We start from the raw sequence: 15,774 nt of genomic DNA, 5'->3' as shown, positions 1-15,774 counted from the left end.
ATCGAGGTCACGATGGAGCTGAACGAGAACGCGCAGGTCGACACCAGTCAGGTAGAGGACATGCGTGGATCTGGCGGAGGCGGCGGGGGCGGAGGCCTCGGGATCCCGATCCCCGGGGGCGGCGGCCGGGGCGGTGGCCTGATCGGCATCATCATCGCCGTGGTGGTGGCGCTGCTCGGTGGTGGGTTCGGGCTCAGCCAGATGGGCGGCGGAGGCGGCGGCGACCAGCCGGCCGACAACTCCAGCCTGGAAGCCGAGTGCTCCGCGAGCGCGACCAAGACCGAGGACTGCCGCAACAACCTCTACGTCAACTCCATCCAGGACTACTGGAAGGACGCGATGCCGAAGGCCTTCGGCGACCAGTACCAGCCGGTCACCACCCGGTTCTTCAGCAACAACGTGAACACCGGCTGCGGTCAGGCCGACTCCGGCGTCGGCCCGTTCTACTGCCCCGCCGACAAGCACGTCTACATCGACCTGAGCTTCTACGACACGCTGGAGTCGCAGTTCGGCGTCAAGGGCGAGTTCCCCCAGCCCTACGTGCTCGCCCACGAGTACGGCCACCACGTCCAGGACCTGCTCGGCACCGAGGCCAAGGCGCAGGACGGCAAGACCGGGCCCACCTCCAACTCCGTCCGGCTGGAGCTGCAGGCGGACTGCTTCGCGGGCGCCTGGGCGCACCACGCCACCGAGACCAAGGCCAAGAACAACGTGGCGATCTTCAAGTCGATCACCGAGCAGGACATCAAGGACGCGGTGGACACCGCCGGCGCGATCGGCGACGACGCCATCCAGCAGAAGTCCGGCCGGGGCAACGACCCGAGCTCGTACACCCACGGCACCGCCGCCCAGCGGCAGAAGTGGTTCGAGCAGGGCTACAACAGCGGTGACCCGAAGACCTGCGACACCTTCGCCGGCAACCTCTGACCGACGCACCACCCACCGCGGCCGCCGGGCACCCGCCCGGCGGCCGCCGCCGTAGTGGCTCCCGCCCTGCTCACCGCAGCGACATCGGCCCGCCTGCGGCGGCGGGAGCGCAGGTCAGGCCCCCGAATCGACCGGGTCCGGGTCGCGGACCAGGACCCGGACCGCGCGGGCCGCCGCGATCGCGTCGAGCAGCACCGCGTGCCGGGGCTCGGGCACGTCCAGCAGCCGCTCCGCGCGCAGCGCCATCAGCGGCGCGAGCCGCCGGTCGGCCAGCACGGTGTCCACCGCCCGCCGGTCACCGCCGCAGACCAGCGCGGCCAGCGTCGGAGCCGCCGGCAGCAGCAGCCGTACGGCCAGGTCGGCCGCCTCGCCGAGCGCCGCCTTCGCCTGATTGTCCCGCCGCCGGGCGAAGCGGTGCTGTGACCAGCCGCCGGCGGCCGTGCGCCCCTGCACGTACCGGGTGTCCACCTTGGACACCTCGAGCTCCTCCCCCGCCGCGACACCCACCGCCACCGAACCCTTGCGGGCCAGCAGCAGGCCGAGCCGGCGGGGCTCGGTCGCCGCGGCGACGAATCCGGTCAGGTCGACGGCGGACGGCGCGCCCGGTGGTGCGTGCAGGTCGGCGGTGGCGCCGTCGGGGGCGGCCAGGCGCAGCCCGTACCCCTGGACGGTCGTGGCGGGCGGGCCGTGCCGGTCGGTGAAGCCCTCGACCCAGCGCGCGATCCGGCCGGGGGCCACCTCGACCCACCGGCCGCCGCCGGCTGCGGGTCGGCTGCTCATGATCCGACCGTACGGCACGACGCCGGCCGATGGCGGCAGGCCCGGTTGCGGCCGGCCGACGGCGGTCGGGCCGCTAGCGACCCAGCAGGACGACGAACGCCAGGGCGGCAATGATCACGCTGGACGCCAGCGCGGTCGCGCGCCGGCCGCGCGGCCCGGCCAGCACCCGCCCGACCAGGCTGCCGCCGCCGGCGATCAACAGTTGCCAGCTGGCCGAGGCGAGGAAAGCGCCGAGCACGAAGAGCGCGCCGGCCGCCGGACCACCCGCGCCCACACCGCCGCGACCGAGCACCAGCGCCGCGAAGTAGACCACGGTGGCGGGGTTGAGCAGGGTCAGCGCCAGCACCCCCGCGTACGCGCGGATCGGCGTGCCCATCCCCCGCCCGGCTCCCGGCGCGGTGGCTGTGGGTCGCGGGCGCAGGGCCCGCCACGCGCCGTGCCCCGCGAGGGCGAGCAGCACCACGGCCGCGGCCACCCGCAGCGGGCCGGCGATCGGCGTGATCAGCCCGGCGATGGCCGCGCCGCCGAGCACCGCGACGGTGGCGTAGAGCCCGTCGGCGGTGGCCACGCCGAGCGCGCCGGCCGCGCCGACCCGGAACGAGGTGCGCGCGCTGAGCCCGAGGACGAGCACCGCGATGGCGCCGACCGGCACCGCGACGCCGTAGCCGGCGATCAGCCCGGCCAGGAACGCGGCGGTCACGACGGTCGGCGGCGGGCCGAGGCACGCCCGGGCACGGTCCGCTGTCGACGCGCGGCGGTGGCCGCACGGACAGGGACCTGCTTCGGGTACGCCTCGATCACCCGCCCATCGTGCGCCGACCGGCCCGATCGGACCAGCGGTTTTCGTCGGGGCAGCTGGCTACTTCAGGTGACCTTCGCCCCGGCGGGCCGCCGTCCGCGTCGGACGCTTTGCTCTGCTGCCACGGAGGCGACACCGCTATTAGCTGCGGAAACGTGCGAGCTGTCGAGCTGGCCGATTTTCCAGGCGTGGCAGAGAGTCACTGTCGCGTCCGTGGGCGCAGAGCTTGGCGTGGTGGCAGGTCGGCACTGTAGCGCGCGCGTCCACTCCGCGTCGTCCATGGGCGATTCGTTTGCGTCATCAGCTCCGTAGCGTCTGGGGAGGCACCCTCGCAGCCGGACCTGCGGTGCCGAGTCTGCGGGGCTGACCGGGCCGAAACCGGCCGGCCGCCTGCAGCGGGCGGCTGTCGGCCTGACGACGCGGAGCCGTCCGATGCCCCCAGGACGGAGCGAGGGCGCGGCACCCGGGGGGGGTGCCGCGCCCTCGAGGACGATCAGTACGTCAGACGTTGAAGCCGAGCGAGCGGAGCTGGTCGCGCCCCTCGTCGGTGATCTTGTCGGGGCCCCACGGCGGCAGCCAGACCCAGTTGATCCGGATGTCGTCGACCAGGCCGCCGCCCGGGCCGGTGGTCAGCGCCTGCCGGGCCTGGTCCTCGATCACGTCGGTCAGCGGGCAGGCCGCCGAGGTGAGCGTCATGTCCAGGGTGGCGACGTTCTGGTCGTCGACGTGCACCCCGTACACCAGGCCCAGGTCGACCACGTTGATGCCCAGCTCGGGGTCGACGACGTCCTTCATCGCCTCCTCGATGTCGGCGATGGCGGCCTTGCCGCCAGCCGCCGGGGCGGCGTCGCCGGCGCCCTCGGTCGCTACGGCACCGGCCTGCGGCGTCGTGACGGCGTCGCCGGTCTCCGGCGTCGCCTCGGTCGCGGTCTGCTCGCTGCTCATGCCTTAACCTCCGTCGGGGTGACACCCACACCGGCGCGTGCCGCGGCGTCCTTGAACGCCATCCACGGCAACAGCGCGCACTTGACCCGGGCGGGGTAGCGGGCGACGCCCGCGAACGCCACCCCGTCTCCGAGCACGTCCTCGTCCGGCGTGACCTGGCCACGGCCGGACATCAACTCGACGAACGCCGCGTGCACGGCGAACGCCTCCTCCGCGCCCCGACCGCGCAGCAGCTCGTGCAGCACGCTCGCCGACGCCTGGCTGATCGAGCAGCCCATGCCGTCGTACGAGATGTCGTCCAGCGTGTCGCCGTCGGCGGCGACCCGGACGGTGATCTCGTCACCGCAGGTCGGGTTCACGTGGTGCGCCTCGGCGACCCGGGCGTCCGGGGCGGCGTCGCGCAGGCCACGGCCATGCGGGTGCTTGTAGTGGTCCAGGATGATCTCCTGGTAAAGAGTGTCAAGCTGCATCAGGCTGACCTCCCGTCGACTCGCCCGGCTCCTGCGTCGCCCGGCTCATTCGAACACCTTCCGCACCTGCTCCAGGCCCGCCACCAGCGCGTCGATCTCCGCCGTGGTGGTGTACAGGTAGAACGACGCCCGGGTCATGGCCGGCACGCCGAACCGGGTGCACACCGGCTTGGCGCAGTGGTGCCCCACCCGCACCTGCACCCCGAGCGAGTCGAGCACCTGCCCGACGTCGTGCGGGTGCACGTCGCCGAGGGCGAACGAGATCGTGCCGCCCCGGCCGACCGGCACGGTCGGGCCGAAGATCCGCAGCCCGGGCACGGTGGCCAGGGCGTCCAGCGCGTACGCCGTCAGCTCCTTCTCGTGCCACTGGATCGCCGGCATGCCGACGCCGGTGAGGTAGTCCACCGCCGCGCCGAGCGCGACCGCCTCGGCGATCGGCGGGGTGCCGGCCTCGAACCGGGCCGGTGGCGCGGCGAACGTGGACCGGGCCATGGTGACCGTCTCGATCATCGAGCCGCCGCCGTAGACCGGGGGCATCGCGGCGAGCAGCTCGCCCCGGCCCCAGAGCACGCCGATGCCGGTCGGGCCGAGCATCTTGTGCCCGGTGAAGACGATGAAGTCGGCGTCCAGGTCGACCACGTCCGTCGGCAGGTGCGGCACCGACTGCGAGCAGTCCAGCAGCAGCAGCGCGCCGACCTCACGGACCCGCTGGGTGATCCGCGAGGTGGCGTTGATCGTGCCGAGGATGTTGGAGACGTGCACCAGCGAGACGATCTTCGTCCGCTCGGTGATCAGCTCGTCCAGGCCCGACTCGTCCAGCCGCCCGCCGTCGGTGACCGGGAACCAGCGCAGGGTCGCGCCGGTCCGCTCGGCCAGCAGCTGCCACGGGACGATGTTCGAGTGGTGCTCCATCTCGGAGATCACGATCTCGTCGCCCGGGCCGAGCCGGAAGCGCGGGTCGGCGTCCGCGCGCAGCGAGGCGTTGGAGAACGCGTACGCCACGATGTTGATCGCCTCGGTGGAGTTCTTGGTGAACACCACCTCGTCCACGCTCGGCGCGTTGATGAAGGCGGCCACCTTCGCCCGGGCGCCCTCGTACGCCTCGGTCGCCTCGGTGCCCAGGGTGTGCACCGAGCGCGACACGTTGGCGTTGTGCATCGCGTAGTGCTCGTGCAGCGCGTCGAGCACCTGGCGCGGCTTGTGCGAGGTGTTGGCGCTGTCGAGGTAGACCAGCGGGTGCCCGTTGACCTCCCGGTCCAGGATCGGGAAGTCGGCACGGACCGCGGCCACGTCGAACCGGGGCACGTCGTCGTACTGCGGCATGCCCGCCGGGATCGTCAGGGAGGTCATCGGGTGTCCGGTCAGGCCCGCGCCGAACCGGCCCCGGCCGCGTACCGCTCGTAGCCCTCGGCCTCGAGCTTGTCGGCCAGCTCCGGGCCGCCCTGCTCGACGATCCGGCCGGCCACGAAGACGTGCACGAAGTCGGGCTTGATGTAGCGCAGGATCCGGGTGTAGTGGGTGATCAGCAGCAGGCCGGTGTCGCCGGTGTCGCGCACCCGGTTCACGCCCTCGCTGACCACCCGCAGCGCGTCCACGTCGAGGCCGGAGTCGGTCTCGTCGAGGATCGCGATCTTCGGCTTGAGCAGCTCCAGCTGGACGATCTCGTGCCGCTTCTTCTCGCCGCCGGAGAAGCCCTCGTTGACGTTGCGCTGGGCGAACGCCGGGTCCATCTGGAGCTTCTCCATGGCGCCGCGCAGCTCGCCACCCCAGGTGCGCAGCTTCGGCGCCTCGCCGTCGATGGCGGTCTTGGCGGTACGCAGGAAGTTGGCCACCGAGACGCCGGGCACCTCGACCGGGTACTGCATGGCCAGGAAGAGGCCGGCGCGGGCCCGCTCGTCGACGGACATGGCCAGCACGTCCTCGCCGTCGAGGGTCACCGTGCCGCCGGTGATCTCGTACTTCGGGTGGCCGGCGATCGAGTACGCCAGGGTCGACTTGCCGGAGCCGTTCGGGCCCATGATGGCGTGGGTCTCCCCCGACCGGACGGTCAGGTCGACGCCGGCCAGGATCGGCTTGAGCTCACCCTCGGGCAGCTTGACCGACACCTTCAGGTCGCGGATCTCCAGGGTGCTCATCAGCGGGTCACTCCATTGCTCGGCGTCAGACTGACGTAGATGTCGCCGTCGCGGACTTCGACGGGATAGACGGGTACGGGTTCGGTGGCGGGCAGCCCGGTAGGCTCACCTGTCCGCAGGTCGAAACGAGATCCGTGCAGCCAGCATTCCAGCGTGCAGCCCTCGATCTCGCCCTCGGACAGGGCGACCGCGGCGTGCGAGCACTCGTCGTACACGGCGTAGAACCGGTCGTCCTCGCCGTGCACGAGGGCGATCTTCGTGCCGTCCACGTCGGCGCTGATCGCGGTGCCCTTCGGCACGTCCTCGGTCGAGCAGATCTTGATCATCAGGCGCCGGCCTTCGCCAGACGGGCCTCGATCGCGTCACCGAGCCGCTCGCGCAGCTCCTCGACCGGGATCTTGTTGATCAGCTCGGCGAAGAAGCCGCGGACCACCAGGCGACGGGCCTCGCCCTCCGGGATGCCCCGGGCCATCAGGTAGAACAGCTGCTCGTCGTCGAAGCGGCCGGTCGCGCTGGCGTGGCCGGCGCCGGCGATCTCGCCGGTCTCGATCTCCAGATTGGGTACGGAGTCCGCCCGGGCGCCGTCGGAGAGCAGCAGGTTCCGGTTGATCTCGTACGTGTCGGTGCCGGTCGCCTCGGCGCGGATCAGCACGTCGCCGACCCAGACGGTGTGCGCGTCCTCGCCCTGCAGCGCACCACGGTAGCCGACGTAGGAGCGGCAGTCCGGCACGTTGTGATCGACCAGCTGACGGTGCTCCAGGTGCTGGCCGCCGTCGGCGAAGTAGACGCCGTACAGCTCGGCCTCGCCCCCGCGACCGGTGTACTCCACCGAGGTGTACTGCCGGACCAGGTCACCACCGAGGCTGACCTGGATGTGGATCACCTTGGCGTCCCGGCCGAGCTTGACCTTGAGGTGCTGCGCCTGCACCGCGTCGGCCGCCCAGTCGGCCACCGTGACCAGGGTCAGCTTCGCCCCGTCGGCCACCGCCACCTCGACGTTGTCGGCCAGCGTGGTCGAGCCGGCGTGCTCCAGCACCAGCGTCACCTCGGCGAACCGGCCGACGTCGACGAAGGTGTGCCCGAAGGCCAGCTGGTCGGCGCCGTCGCCGACCACCCGCAGGGTCACCGGCTCGGCCACCACCGCGTCCTTGGCCACCTCGACCAGCAGCGCCTGCTCGGCGCCGCCGTAGGCCAGCGCGCTGACCCGGTCGACCGGGGTGAGCACGCTGCCCACCCGCGGGTCGTCCTTGCCGATCCGGGTCACGCCGACACCCTCGGGCAGCTCACCGTGCTCGTGCCGGACCGCACCGGTGGCGGCCTGCGCGTCGCCGGTCAGGCCGCGCAGCCGCTTGAGCGGGGTGAAGCGCCACTCCTCCTCCAGGCCGGTGAGGGCCGGGAAGTCGGCGACGTCGTACGAGCGGAGCGCCTGCGACTTGGTGCTGGGCGGCGCGGAAGCCTGGGTAGTCATCTCTTCCTTGGTCTGTCTGTTCCGGGACGGCGAGGTGTGGGGCCTGGTGCGGGCGGGCCGGTGTCCCGGCCCGCCCGACGGACGCGCGGCGTCAGCCGACCGCGCCCTCCATCTGCAGCTCGATCAGGCGGTTGAGCTCCAGGGCGTACTCCATCGGGAGCTCCTTGGCGATCGGCTCGATGAAGCCGCGCACGATCATCGCCATCGCCTCGTCCTCGCTCAGACCCCGGCTCATCAGGTAGAAGAGCTGGTCGTCGCTGATCTTGGAGACGGTCGCCTCGTGCCCCATCGACACGTCGTCCTCGCGGATGTCGACGTACGGGTAGGTGTCCGAGCGGGAGATGGTGTCGACCAGCAGCGCGTCGCACTTGACCGTGCTGCGGCTGTGGTGCGAACCCTCCAGCACCTGCACCAGACCGCGGTACGAGGTGCGGCCGCCGCCCCGGGCGATCGACTTCGACACGATCGTGCTGCTGGTGTGCGGCGCGGCGTGCACCATCTTGGCGCCGGCGTCCTGGTGCTGACCCTCGCCGGCCATGGCCACCGAGAGCACCTCGCCCTTGGCGTGCTCGCCGGTCATGTAGACCGCCGGGTACTTCATGGTGACCTTGGAGCCGATGTTGCCGTCCACCCACTCCATGGTCGCGCCCTCGTGGCAGACGGCGCGCTTGGTGACCAGGTTGTAGACGTTGTTCGACCAGTTCTGGATGGTCGTGTAGCGGCAGCGCGCGTTCTTCTTGACGATGATCTCCACGACCGCGCTGTGCAGCGAGTCGGAGGAGTACAGCGGCGCGGTGCAGCCCTCGACGTAGTGCACGTACGCGCCCTCGTCGACGATGATCAGGGTCCGCTCGAACTGGCCCATGTTCTCGGTGTTGATCCGGAAGTACGCCTGCAGCGGGATCTCCACGTGCACGCCCTTCGGCACGTAGATGAACGAGCCGCCGGACCACACGGAGGTGTTCAGCGCGGCGAACTTGTTGTCGCCGACCGGGATCACCGTGCCGAAGTACTCCTTGAAGACGTCCTCGTGCTCCTTGAGCGCGGTGTCGGTGTCCAGGAAGAGGACACCCTGCTCCTCGAGGTCCTCGCGGATCTTGTGGTAGACCACCTCGGACTCGTACTGCGCCGCGACACCGGCGACGAGGCGCTGCTTCTCCGCCTCGGGGATGCCCAGCTTGTCGTACGTGTTCTTGATGTCCTCCGGCAGGTCCTCCCAGCTGGTGGCCTGCTTCTCGGTGGAGCGCACGAAGTACTTGATGTTGTCGAAGTCGATCCCGGTGAGGTCCGCGCCCCAGGCCGGCATCGGCTTGCGGCCGAACAGCCGCAGGCCCTTCAGGCGCAGGTCGAGCATCCAGGCCGGCTCGTTCTTCTTCGCCGAGATGTCCCGCACCACCGCCTCGTTGATGCCGCGCTGCGCGGCGGCGCCGGCGACGTCGGAGTCGGACCAGCCGTACTCGTAGCGACCGAGGGCGGCGAGCTGCTCTTCCTGGGTCAGGGGCTGGACGATCTGCTCGGTCATCTATCTGTCCTCACAGTGGTGACGGTGTTACCGGACTGGGCACGCGGCTGGGCCGGGATGTGCGTGGTGCACACCCCGTCGCCGTGCGCGATGGTGGCCAGGCGCTGCACGTGGGTGCCGACCAGACGGGAGATGACCGCCGTCTCGGCCTCGCACAGCTGGGGGAACTCGGCGGCCACGTGCGCCACCGGGCAGTGGTGCTGACAGAGCTGGCCGCCGGAGGCGATCGTGGACGCGTTGGCAGCGTAACCCTCGGCGGTGAGCGCCCCGGCGAGTGCCTCCGCCCGGGCGAGCGGCTCGTCGCCGGCGTCCTCCATGGCGGAGCGGCAGCGGGCCTCCAACGCGGCGACCTGATCGGCCGCGAACGCCTCAACGGCGTCCGGCCCGCCGCTGCGGGCGATCCAGCGCAGCGCGGCGGTGGCCATGTTGTCGTAGTGGTGCGTGCCGCAGCGGACCCGGGCCGCGTCGGTCAGCAGGAACACCTTGGCCGGACGGCCCCGGCCCCGGCTGCCCCGCACCGTCTGCTCGCGGGCGACCACGTCACCGTCGGCGAGCATCGCGTCGAGGTGCCGCCGGATCGCGGCCGGGCTGAGCCCGAGCGCCGAGCCGAGCTGGGCGGCGGTGGTCGCGCCCTGCTCCAGCAGCAGCTGGGTGACCCGGTCGCGGGTGGAAAGATCGGCGGACGCGACCGTACCGGCGGCCGGGTCGGCCGTCGGGAGCTGCTCGGAGAGCTCCGCCGCGTATTTCACAACGCCAACGTTACGTAATTCGTGCGGGGCCCGCAAACCCGGGTCCCGGTGATCCGGAACACCGGCCCGGCGGAGTCGCCCGATCGTGGTCCACTACGGTGCGTAGGATTCGCTCCGTGAAGCGTTCCGTCCGGTTCCCCGACTCCACCGCGCTGCTGCGCCGCCTCGCCTTCGCCTCGATCGTCGCGAACGTCGCGATCGTGGTGACCGGTGGGGCGGTCCGGCTCACCGCGTCCGGTCTGGGCTGCCCCACCTGGCCCCGGTGCACCGACGGGTCGTACACCACCACCGCCGAGATGGGCGTGCACGGGGTGATCGAGTTCGGCAACCGGCTGCTCGCCTTCGCGGTGGGCTTCATCGCGCTGGCCACCGTGCTCGCCGTGCTGGCCCACCGGCCGCGCCGCCGGGGGCTGCTGGGGCTGGCGGTGGCGGTGCTGCTCGGCATCCCGGCCCAGGCGGTGCTCGGCGGTATCACCGTGCTGACCCACCTCAACCCGTGGGTGGTCGGGCTGCACTTCCTCGCCTCGATGGCGGTGATCGCCGCCGCGTACGCGCTGTGGCGCCGGATCGTCGACCCGGACGACCCGGTGGTGCCGGTGGTGCCCGCGGCGCTGCGTACCCTCACCCGGATCACCACGGTGGTCGCGGTCGCGGTGCTGGTGGTCGGCACCTGGGTGACCGGCAGCGGCCCGCACGCCGGCGACCACGGCGCGGCCCGCAACGGCCTGGACCCGGAGCAGATCTCCCAGGCGCACGCGGACGGCGTGTTCCTGCTGATCGGGCTGTCGGTGGCGCTGGTGTTCGCGTTCCGCGCGGTGGGCGCGGCCGGGCCGGCCCGGGCGGCGACGGTGCTGGTGGCGGTGGAGCTGTCCCAGGGGCTGATCGGCTTCGTGCAGTACTTCACCCACCTGCCGGCCCTGCTGGTCGGCGCGCACATGCTCGGCTCCTGCCTGGTGCTGCTGGCCGCCCTGGCGGTGCTCTGGTCGACCCGCGAGCGGCGCCCGGTCGGCCCGACCCCCGCCACCCCGGCGACCCGCACCCCGGCCACCACCGCCGCCTGACGATCCCGCCCGGCGCGCCCGCGCGCTACCCGGAACGGGCGGCCAGGTGGGTCTGGATCGCGTCGGCGAGGCGGTCGGGGGCGCCGTCGGCCCAGCCGAGGAAGAGCGAGGGCTCGGTGAGCTCCAACTCGACCAGTACCGGCGTGCCGTCCGGCCCGGGAATCAGGTCGACCCGGGCGTAGAGCAGCCGCTCCGTCCCGCCGGGCACCGCGGCGAGCACCCGCCGTGCCACCTCGAGCTGGTCGTCGGTGGCCTGCCGGGCAGAGATCTCCTCCGGCTTGTAGAGGCCGTCGACGCCGAGGTCGGGGCCGTCCAGCATCGGGCCCTTGCGGATCGCGTGGCTGTACGCCAGGCCGTCCGGGCCGGCCAGGTGCAGCAGCGCGGTCTCCCCGGCGGTGTCCACCGCGCTCAGGTACGGCTGGACCATGGTGACCCGGCCGGCGGCGCTCAGCCGGCCCACGTGGGCCAGGGCGAGCTCGCGGTGCGCGGGGTCGGCCAGGTCATACCGGCCGGTGTCCTGGCTGCCCGCGCTGACCGCCGGCTTGATCACGTACTCGCCGGCGTCGGCGGGCGGGGTCCAGGATGCGCCGGGCAGCACCCAGGAGGTCGGGACGGTGGGCACCCCGGCCGCGGACAGCTCGCCCAGGTAGCGCTTGTCGGTGTTCCAGCGAACCACGTCGGCGGGGTTCGCCAGCCGGGGCACGCTGTCCGCCCAGGCGACGAACTCGTCGCGGCGCAGCGCGTAGTCCCACGGGGAGCGGAGCACGACCAGGTCGTACGCCGCCCAGTCGACGGTCGGGTCGTCCCAGACCGCGACGTCGGCGGGCACGCCGCGGTCGGCGAGCGGGGCGAGCACCAGCCGGTCGTCCGGATCCAGGTCGGCGAGCCGGTCACAGGTGACGAGAGCGACCCGGGGTCTCCCCCGGGCCGCTTCCTGATGGTGGTGGATCACTTATGTGTACGCGTCAACGGGCCATCGTGCGCCGGGCCATCGACCGCCAGAGGTCGTTGCTGGGACGCATCTGGTCCATCAACTCACGCTCCCAGGCGTTCTCCACGGTCACGCCGGCCTTGGCGCACGCCTCCCGGGCGACGACGGTGTCGTCGGCGAACTGGTCGGCCCACGCTCCGTCCTCGCCCACGAGGACGATTCGCGCGCCGCGCTTGCCGACGTACTCGATGACCGCCTTGGCGCCACCGTGGCCGGTGGCGAACGACTTGATCCCTGCGACCAGGCCGTTGGGGGCCTGCTCGGTGGTCTGCTCAGCCGTCAGCGTCGTATCGGAACCTTCTGCCATGACGCGAAGCCTAAGCAGACATCCACCCGTACGTGCGAGATTCGTGAACCTTTTGTGATGCCAATTACCTGCCTGTTTAAGGAGAACCAAAGGAATTTTGCCCGGACTTGTCCGACAAGTGCGGATTAAACGGGCGGGGCACATCGTCCGGATGTGTCCAACTTGGGGCGGTCGTTCAGCCTGTGGAAAAGATCTCGCAAACGGCTCGTGAACTGGGCCGGCGACGCCGCTCAGAGCAGCGCGTCGAGGGCCACCGCGGCGAACAGGATGGTCAGGTAGGTGATCGACCAGTGGAACAGCCGCATCGGCTTGGTCGCCTCGCCCCGGACCATGCGCCGGCCGAGCCGGTGCGACTCGACCAGGAAGATCGCGCCGACCACCAGCGTCGGCACCCCGTACACGGCGCTCATCCCCATCGGCCACAGCGCCAGCGAGCTGAGCACGGTGAGCCAGGCGAAGATCACGATCTCGGCGTTCACCCGGCGGGCGGAGGCCACCACCGGCAGCATCGGGATGCCGGCGCGGGCGTAGTCGTCCTTGTACTTCATCGCCAGCGGATAGAAGTGCGGCATCTGCCAGAAGAAGACCACCGCGAACAGCGCCCAGGCCTGCGGCGCCAGCGAGCCGGTCACCGCGGCCCAGCCGATCAGCACCGGCGCGGCGCCGCAGGCCCCGCCCCAGAAGGTGTTCTGCGTGGTGGTCCGCTTGAGCCAGAGCGTGTAGACGACGTCGTAGTAGACGATCGCGGCCAGCGTCAGCCCGGTCGCCAGCAGGTTGGTGGTCGCCGCCATCAGCGCGACCGACACCACCGCCAGGACCAGCCCGAACACCAGCGCGCTGCGGGGCGAGACGGTGTGCGCCGGCAGTGGGCGGCGCTTGGTCCGCCGCATCAACTGGTCGATGTCCCGGTCGATGAAACAGTTGATCACGCTGGCCGCGCCAGCCGCCAGCGAGCCGCCGACCAGCACCGCCGCCATCAGCCACAGCGACGGCAGCCCACCGTGCGCGAGCATCATCGCCGGCACCGTGGTGACCAGCAGCAGCTCGACGATCCGCGGCTTGGTCAGCGCGACGTAGGCCGACACCACCGCCCGGACGTCCCGACGGGCGGCCGCCGGGGCGTCGGGCACCGTGCGCACCGGCTGCGGCCCGGCAGAGTTGCTGACGGGGCGCTCGGTGATCATGCTCACGGATTGCCACCTTCCGGCATCGGCAGGGGAGATCGGGTCGGCGGGACCCGGGACGGGGTCCACACACCGACCCACACACTACGCGTCGTCGTTTTGGCTGCCCGGCCGACCCGACAACGGTGCGGGCGGTCACATCCGGCGGATCACCCGGCCGACTGAACGACCGGGCGTACTGAAACGTAGGTAACAGCGTGCCGAGATCCCGGGGCGGACGTTTAGCACCGCTCGCTAGGGTCATCAGTGAGGGTTCCGCCCATCTGCCGAGGAGCACAACCATCGTGGCTGCCAACCGACCCGAGCACCCCGCACTCAACTGGACCGACCTCGACCGTCGGGCCGTAGACACCGTCCGCGTGCTGGCCATGGACGCCGTGGAGAAATCCGGCAACGGCCACCCGGGCACCGCGATGAGCCTCGCGCCCGCGGCGTACCTCCTCTTCAACCGGGTGATGCGGCACAACCCGGCCGACCCCAACTGGCCTGGCCGGGACCGGTTCGTCCTGTCCGCCGGGCACTCCAGCCTGACCCTCTACATCCAGCTGTTCCTCTCCGGCTACCCGCTGGCCCTGGACGACCTGAAGTCGCTGCGGCAGTGGGGCTCGCTCACCCCGGGCCACCCGGAGCACGGGCACACCCCGGGCGTGGAGACCACCACCGGCCCGCTGGGCCAGGGCCTGGGCAACGCGGTCGGCATGGCGATGGCGGCCCGCCGCGAGCGCGGCCTGTTCGACCCGGAGCCCGAGCAGGGCGGGTCGGTCTTCGACCACAACATCTGGTGCATCGCCTCCGACGGCGACATCGAGGAGGGCATCTCGCACGAGGTCAGCTCGCTCGCCGGTCACCAGCGGCTGGGCAACCTCACGCTGATCTACGACGACAACGAGATCTCGATCGAGGACGACACCCGGATCGCCAAGAGCGAGGACGTCGCCGCCCGCTACGAGGCGTACGGCTGGCACGTGCAGACCGTCGACTGGCGCACCGGCGACGCGGACCAGGGCGACTACCACGAGGACGTGGAGGCGCTCTACCAGGCGCTGGTGGCGGCCAAGGCGGAGACCAACCGCCCCTCGTTCATCGCGCTGCGCACCATCATCGGCTGGCCCGCACCGAACAAGCAGAACACCGGCAAGATCCACGGCTCGGCGCTCGGCGCCGACGAGGTGGCCGCCACCAAGCAGCTGCTCGGCTTCGACCCGAACAAGAGCTTCGAGATCGACGAGGAGGTGCTCGGCCACGCCCGCCAGGTGCTCAACCGGGGCGAGGCCGCCGCGCAGGAGTGGACCGGCGCGTACGACGCCTGGGCGAAGGCCAACCCGGAGCGCAAGGCGCTCTACGACCGGATGGCCGGCCGGGTGCTGCCGCAGGGCTGGACCGACGCGCTGCCGACCTTCCCCGCCGACGCCAAGGGCGTGGCCACCCGGGCCGCCTCCGGCAAGGTGCTGGAGGCGCTCGCCCCGGTGCTGCCGGAGCTGTGGGGCGGCTCGGCCGACCTGGCCGAGAGCAACAACACCACCATGAAGGGCGAGCCGTCGTTCATCCCGGCGGAGCACGCCACCAAGGACTTCCCGGGCGACGAGTACGGCCGCACCCTGCACTTCGGCATCCGTGAGCACGCCATGGGCGCGATCATGAACGGCATCGCCCTGCACGGCGGCACCCGGGTCTACGGCGGCACCTTCCTGGTGTTCAGCGACTACATGCGCCCGTCGGTGCGGCTCGCCGCGCTGATGAAGCTGCCGGTGACCTACGTCTGGACGCACGACTCGATCGGGCTCGGCGAGGACGGCCCGACCCACCAGCCGGTGGAGCACCTGACCGCGCTGCGGGCCATCCCCGGCCTGGACGTGGTCCGCCCGGCCGACGCGAACGAGACCGCGTGGGCGTGGCGGCAGGCGCTGGAGCACACCGACCGACCGACCGCGCTGGCGCTCAGCCGGCAGCCGCTGCCCACCATCGACCGGGAGAAGTTCGGCCCGGCCGACGGCACCGCCAACGGCGGCTACGTGCTGGCCGAGGCGTCCAACGGCAAGCCGCAGGTGATCATCATCGGCACCGGCTCGGAGGTGCAGCTCTGCCTCACCGCCCGGGAGCGGCTGGAGGCCGACGGCACCCCCACCCGGGTCGTCTCGATGCCCTGCCAGGAGTGGTTCTACGAGCAGGACGAGGCGTACCGGGAGTCGGTCCTGCCGCGTGGGGTAAAGGCTCGGGTGAGCGTGGAGGCGGGCATCGCGATGTCCTGGCGCGGGATCGTCGGCGACAGCGGCGAGAGCGTGAGCCTGGAGCACTACGGCGCGAGCGCCCCGCACACCGTGCTGTTCGAGCAGTTCGGGTTCACCCCCGACCGGATCGTGGCCGCCGCGCACGCGGCGCTGACCCGGGTGGGCGACATCACCGGTTTCACGACCGGCAACTGAGGGGAGCTGAACG

Annotated in this window: 16 protein-coding genes; 3 read left to right on the top strand and 13 right to left on the bottom strand. The window is 71.7% G+C overall.

From position 1 onward, the window contains the following. The first annotated feature begins 12 nt into the window (after positions 1 to 12). On the top strand, positions 13 to 927 hold the full coding sequence (locus ACFY3U_RS06430) for a neutral zinc metallopeptidase (protein ID WP_387195824.1): 915 nt from the start codon (positions 13 to 15) through the stop codon (positions 925 to 927). A gap of 114 nt (positions 928 to 1,041) precedes the next feature. Here the strand turns inward: ACFY3U_RS06430 and ACFY3U_RS06425 are convergent, their stop codons facing one another. The 10 genes from ACFY3U_RS06425 to ACFY3U_RS06380 all read right to left on the bottom strand — a co-directional run bounded on the left by ACFY3U_RS06425 (position 1,042) and on the right by ACFY3U_RS06380 (position 9,795). Beyond that, on the bottom strand, positions 1,042 to 1,707 hold the full coding sequence (locus ACFY3U_RS06425) for an acVLRF1 family peptidyl-tRNA hydrolase (protein WP_387195821.1): 666 nt from the start codon (positions 1,705 to 1,707) through the stop codon (positions 1,042 to 1,044). Between the two features lie 73 nt (positions 1,708 to 1,780). Continuing rightward, entirely contained in the window at positions 1,781 to 2,407 is a 627-nt protein-coding gene (locus tag ACFY3U_RS06420) for a LysE family transporter (RefSeq protein ID WP_387195818.1), read from the bottom strand. 600 nt (positions 2,408 to 3,007) lie between these two features. Next, a complete protein-coding gene (locus ACFY3U_RS06415) occupies positions 3,008 to 3,451 on the bottom strand; it encodes a metal-sulfur cluster assembly factor (protein ID WP_387195814.1) in 444 nt (147 codons plus the stop codon). Continuing rightward, the gene (gene sufU, locus ACFY3U_RS06410) at positions 3,448 to 3,921 is read right to left on the bottom strand and encodes a Fe-S cluster assembly sulfur transfer protein SufU (protein WP_387195811.1); all 474 of its coding nucleotides are present in this window, start codon (positions 3,919 to 3,921) and stop codon (positions 3,448 to 3,450) included. The genes ACFY3U_RS06415 and sufU overlap by 4 nt, the downstream gene beginning before the upstream one ends. A 45-nt stretch (positions 3,922 to 3,966) precedes the next feature. Next, the gene (locus tag ACFY3U_RS06405; protein WP_387195808.1) at positions 3,967 to 5,271 is read right to left on the bottom strand and encodes a cysteine desulfurase; all 1,305 of its coding nucleotides are present in this window, start codon (positions 5,269 to 5,271) and stop codon (positions 3,967 to 3,969) included. An 11-nt stretch (positions 5,272 to 5,282) separates the two neighbouring features. After that, positions 5,283 to 6,056, bottom strand: a complete 774-nt coding sequence (sufC, locus tag ACFY3U_RS06400) for a Fe-S cluster assembly ATPase SufC (RefSeq protein ID WP_387195805.1) — start codon at positions 6,054 to 6,056, stop codon at positions 5,283 to 5,285. Continuing rightward, on the bottom strand, positions 6,056 to 6,382 hold the full coding sequence (locus tag ACFY3U_RS06395; protein WP_387195802.1) for a non-heme iron oxygenase ferredoxin subunit: 327 nt from the start codon (positions 6,380 to 6,382) through the stop codon (positions 6,056 to 6,058). Before ACFY3U_RS06395 ends, sufC begins: the two co-directional genes overlap by 1 nt. Then, on the bottom strand, positions 6,382 to 7,524 hold the full coding sequence (gene sufD / locus ACFY3U_RS06390; protein ID WP_387195799.1) for a Fe-S cluster assembly protein SufD: 1,143 nt from the start codon (positions 7,522 to 7,524) through the stop codon (positions 6,382 to 6,384). Before sufD ends, ACFY3U_RS06395 begins: the two co-directional genes overlap by 1 nt. A 91-nt stretch (positions 7,525 to 7,615) precedes the next feature. Next, positions 7,616 to 9,046, bottom strand: coding sequence for a Fe-S cluster assembly protein SufB (sufB, locus tag ACFY3U_RS06385; RefSeq protein WP_387195796.1), 1,431 nt, complete (start codon positions 9,044 to 9,046; stop codon positions 7,616 to 7,618). Then, a complete protein-coding gene (locus tag ACFY3U_RS06380; protein ID WP_387195793.1) occupies positions 9,043 to 9,795 on the bottom strand; it encodes a helix-turn-helix transcriptional regulator in 753 nt (250 codons plus the stop codon). The genes sufB and ACFY3U_RS06380 overlap by 4 nt, the downstream gene beginning before the upstream one ends. Positions 9,796 to 9,911: 116 nt before the next feature. Between ACFY3U_RS06380 and ACFY3U_RS06375 the strand changes: the two genes are divergently transcribed. Then, positions 9,912 to 10,856 carry a heme A synthase gene (locus ACFY3U_RS06375; RefSeq protein WP_387195790.1) on the top strand — a complete coding sequence of 315 codons (945 nt, stop codon included), beginning with the start codon at positions 9,912 to 9,914 and terminating at the stop codon, positions 10,854 to 10,856. Between the two features lie 25 nt (positions 10,857 to 10,881). Here ACFY3U_RS06375 and ACFY3U_RS06370 read toward each other — a convergent pair whose 3' ends face one another. From ACFY3U_RS06370 to ACFY3U_RS06360, 3 genes are all read right to left on the bottom strand, one after another. After that, positions 10,882 to 11,805, bottom strand: coding sequence for a RimK family alpha-L-glutamate ligase (locus ACFY3U_RS06370; RefSeq protein ID WP_387195995.1), 924 nt, complete (start codon positions 11,803 to 11,805; stop codon positions 10,882 to 10,884). Positions 11,806 to 11,821: 16 nt separating this feature from the next. Next, on the bottom strand, positions 11,822 to 12,154 hold the full coding sequence (locus ACFY3U_RS06365) for a hypothetical protein (RefSeq protein ID WP_387195787.1): 333 nt from the start codon (positions 12,152 to 12,154) through the stop codon (positions 11,822 to 11,824). 230 nt (positions 12,155 to 12,384) lie between these two features. Beyond that, entirely contained in the window at positions 12,385 to 13,344 is a 960-nt protein-coding gene (locus ACFY3U_RS06360; RefSeq protein WP_387195783.1) for a heme o synthase, read from the bottom strand. A 278-nt stretch (positions 13,345 to 13,622) separates the two neighbouring features. On the opposite strand from ACFY3U_RS06360, the gene tkt reads away from it, so the two are divergent. Next, a complete protein-coding gene (gene tkt, locus ACFY3U_RS06355) occupies positions 13,623 to 15,761 on the top strand; it encodes a transketolase (RefSeq protein WP_387195780.1) in 2,139 nt (712 codons plus the stop codon). The last annotated feature ends 13 nt before the right edge of the window (positions 15,762 to 15,774 follow it).

The sequence above is a fragment of the Micromonospora sp. NPDC000089 genome (genome assembly GCF_042899365.1).
GTDB lineage: Bacteria > Actinomycetota > Actinomycetes > Mycobacteriales > Micromonosporaceae > Micromonospora.
The sequence above is the reverse complement of the archived record's forward strand: the minus strand, read 5'-3'. Positions and strand labels throughout refer to the sequence as shown.

Excerpts from the sequence above, each read along its gene's own strand:
- ACFY3U_RS06430 (WP_387195824.1), top strand. The coding sequence starts at position 13 with ATGGAGCTGAACGAGAACGCGCAGGTCGACACCAGTCAGGTAGAGGAC.
- ACFY3U_RS06425 (WP_387195821.1), bottom strand. The coding sequence starts at position 1,707 with ATGAGCAGCCGACCCGCAGCCGGCGGCGGCCGGTGGGTCGAGGTGGCC.
- ACFY3U_RS06415 (WP_387195814.1), bottom strand. The coding sequence starts at position 3,451 with ATGAGCAGCGAGCAGACCGCGACCGAGGCGACGCCGGAGACCGGCGAC.
- sufU (WP_387195811.1), bottom strand. The coding sequence starts at position 3,921 with ATGCAGCTTGACACTCTTTACCAGGAGATCATCCTGGACCACTACAAG.
- ACFY3U_RS06405 (WP_387195808.1), bottom strand. The coding sequence starts at position 5,271 with ATGACCTCCCTGACGATCCCGGCGGGCATGCCGCAGTACGACGACGTG.
- sufC (WP_387195805.1), bottom strand. The coding sequence starts at position 6,056 with ATGAGCACCCTGGAGATCCGCGACCTGAAGGTGTCGGTCAAGCTGCCC.
- ACFY3U_RS06395 (WP_387195802.1), bottom strand. The coding sequence starts at position 6,382 with ATGATCAAGATCTGCTCGACCGAGGACGTGCCGAAGGGCACCGCGATC.
- sufD (WP_387195799.1), bottom strand. The coding sequence starts at position 7,524 with ATGACTACCCAGGCTTCCGCGCCGCCCAGCACCAAGTCGCAGGCGCTC.
- sufB (WP_387195796.1), bottom strand. The coding sequence starts at position 9,046 with ATGACCGAGCAGATCGTCCAGCCCCTGACCCAGGAAGAGCAGCTCGCC.
- ACFY3U_RS06365 (WP_387195787.1), bottom strand. The coding sequence starts at position 12,154 with ATGGCAGAAGGTTCCGATACGACGCTGACGGCTGAGCAGACCACCGAG.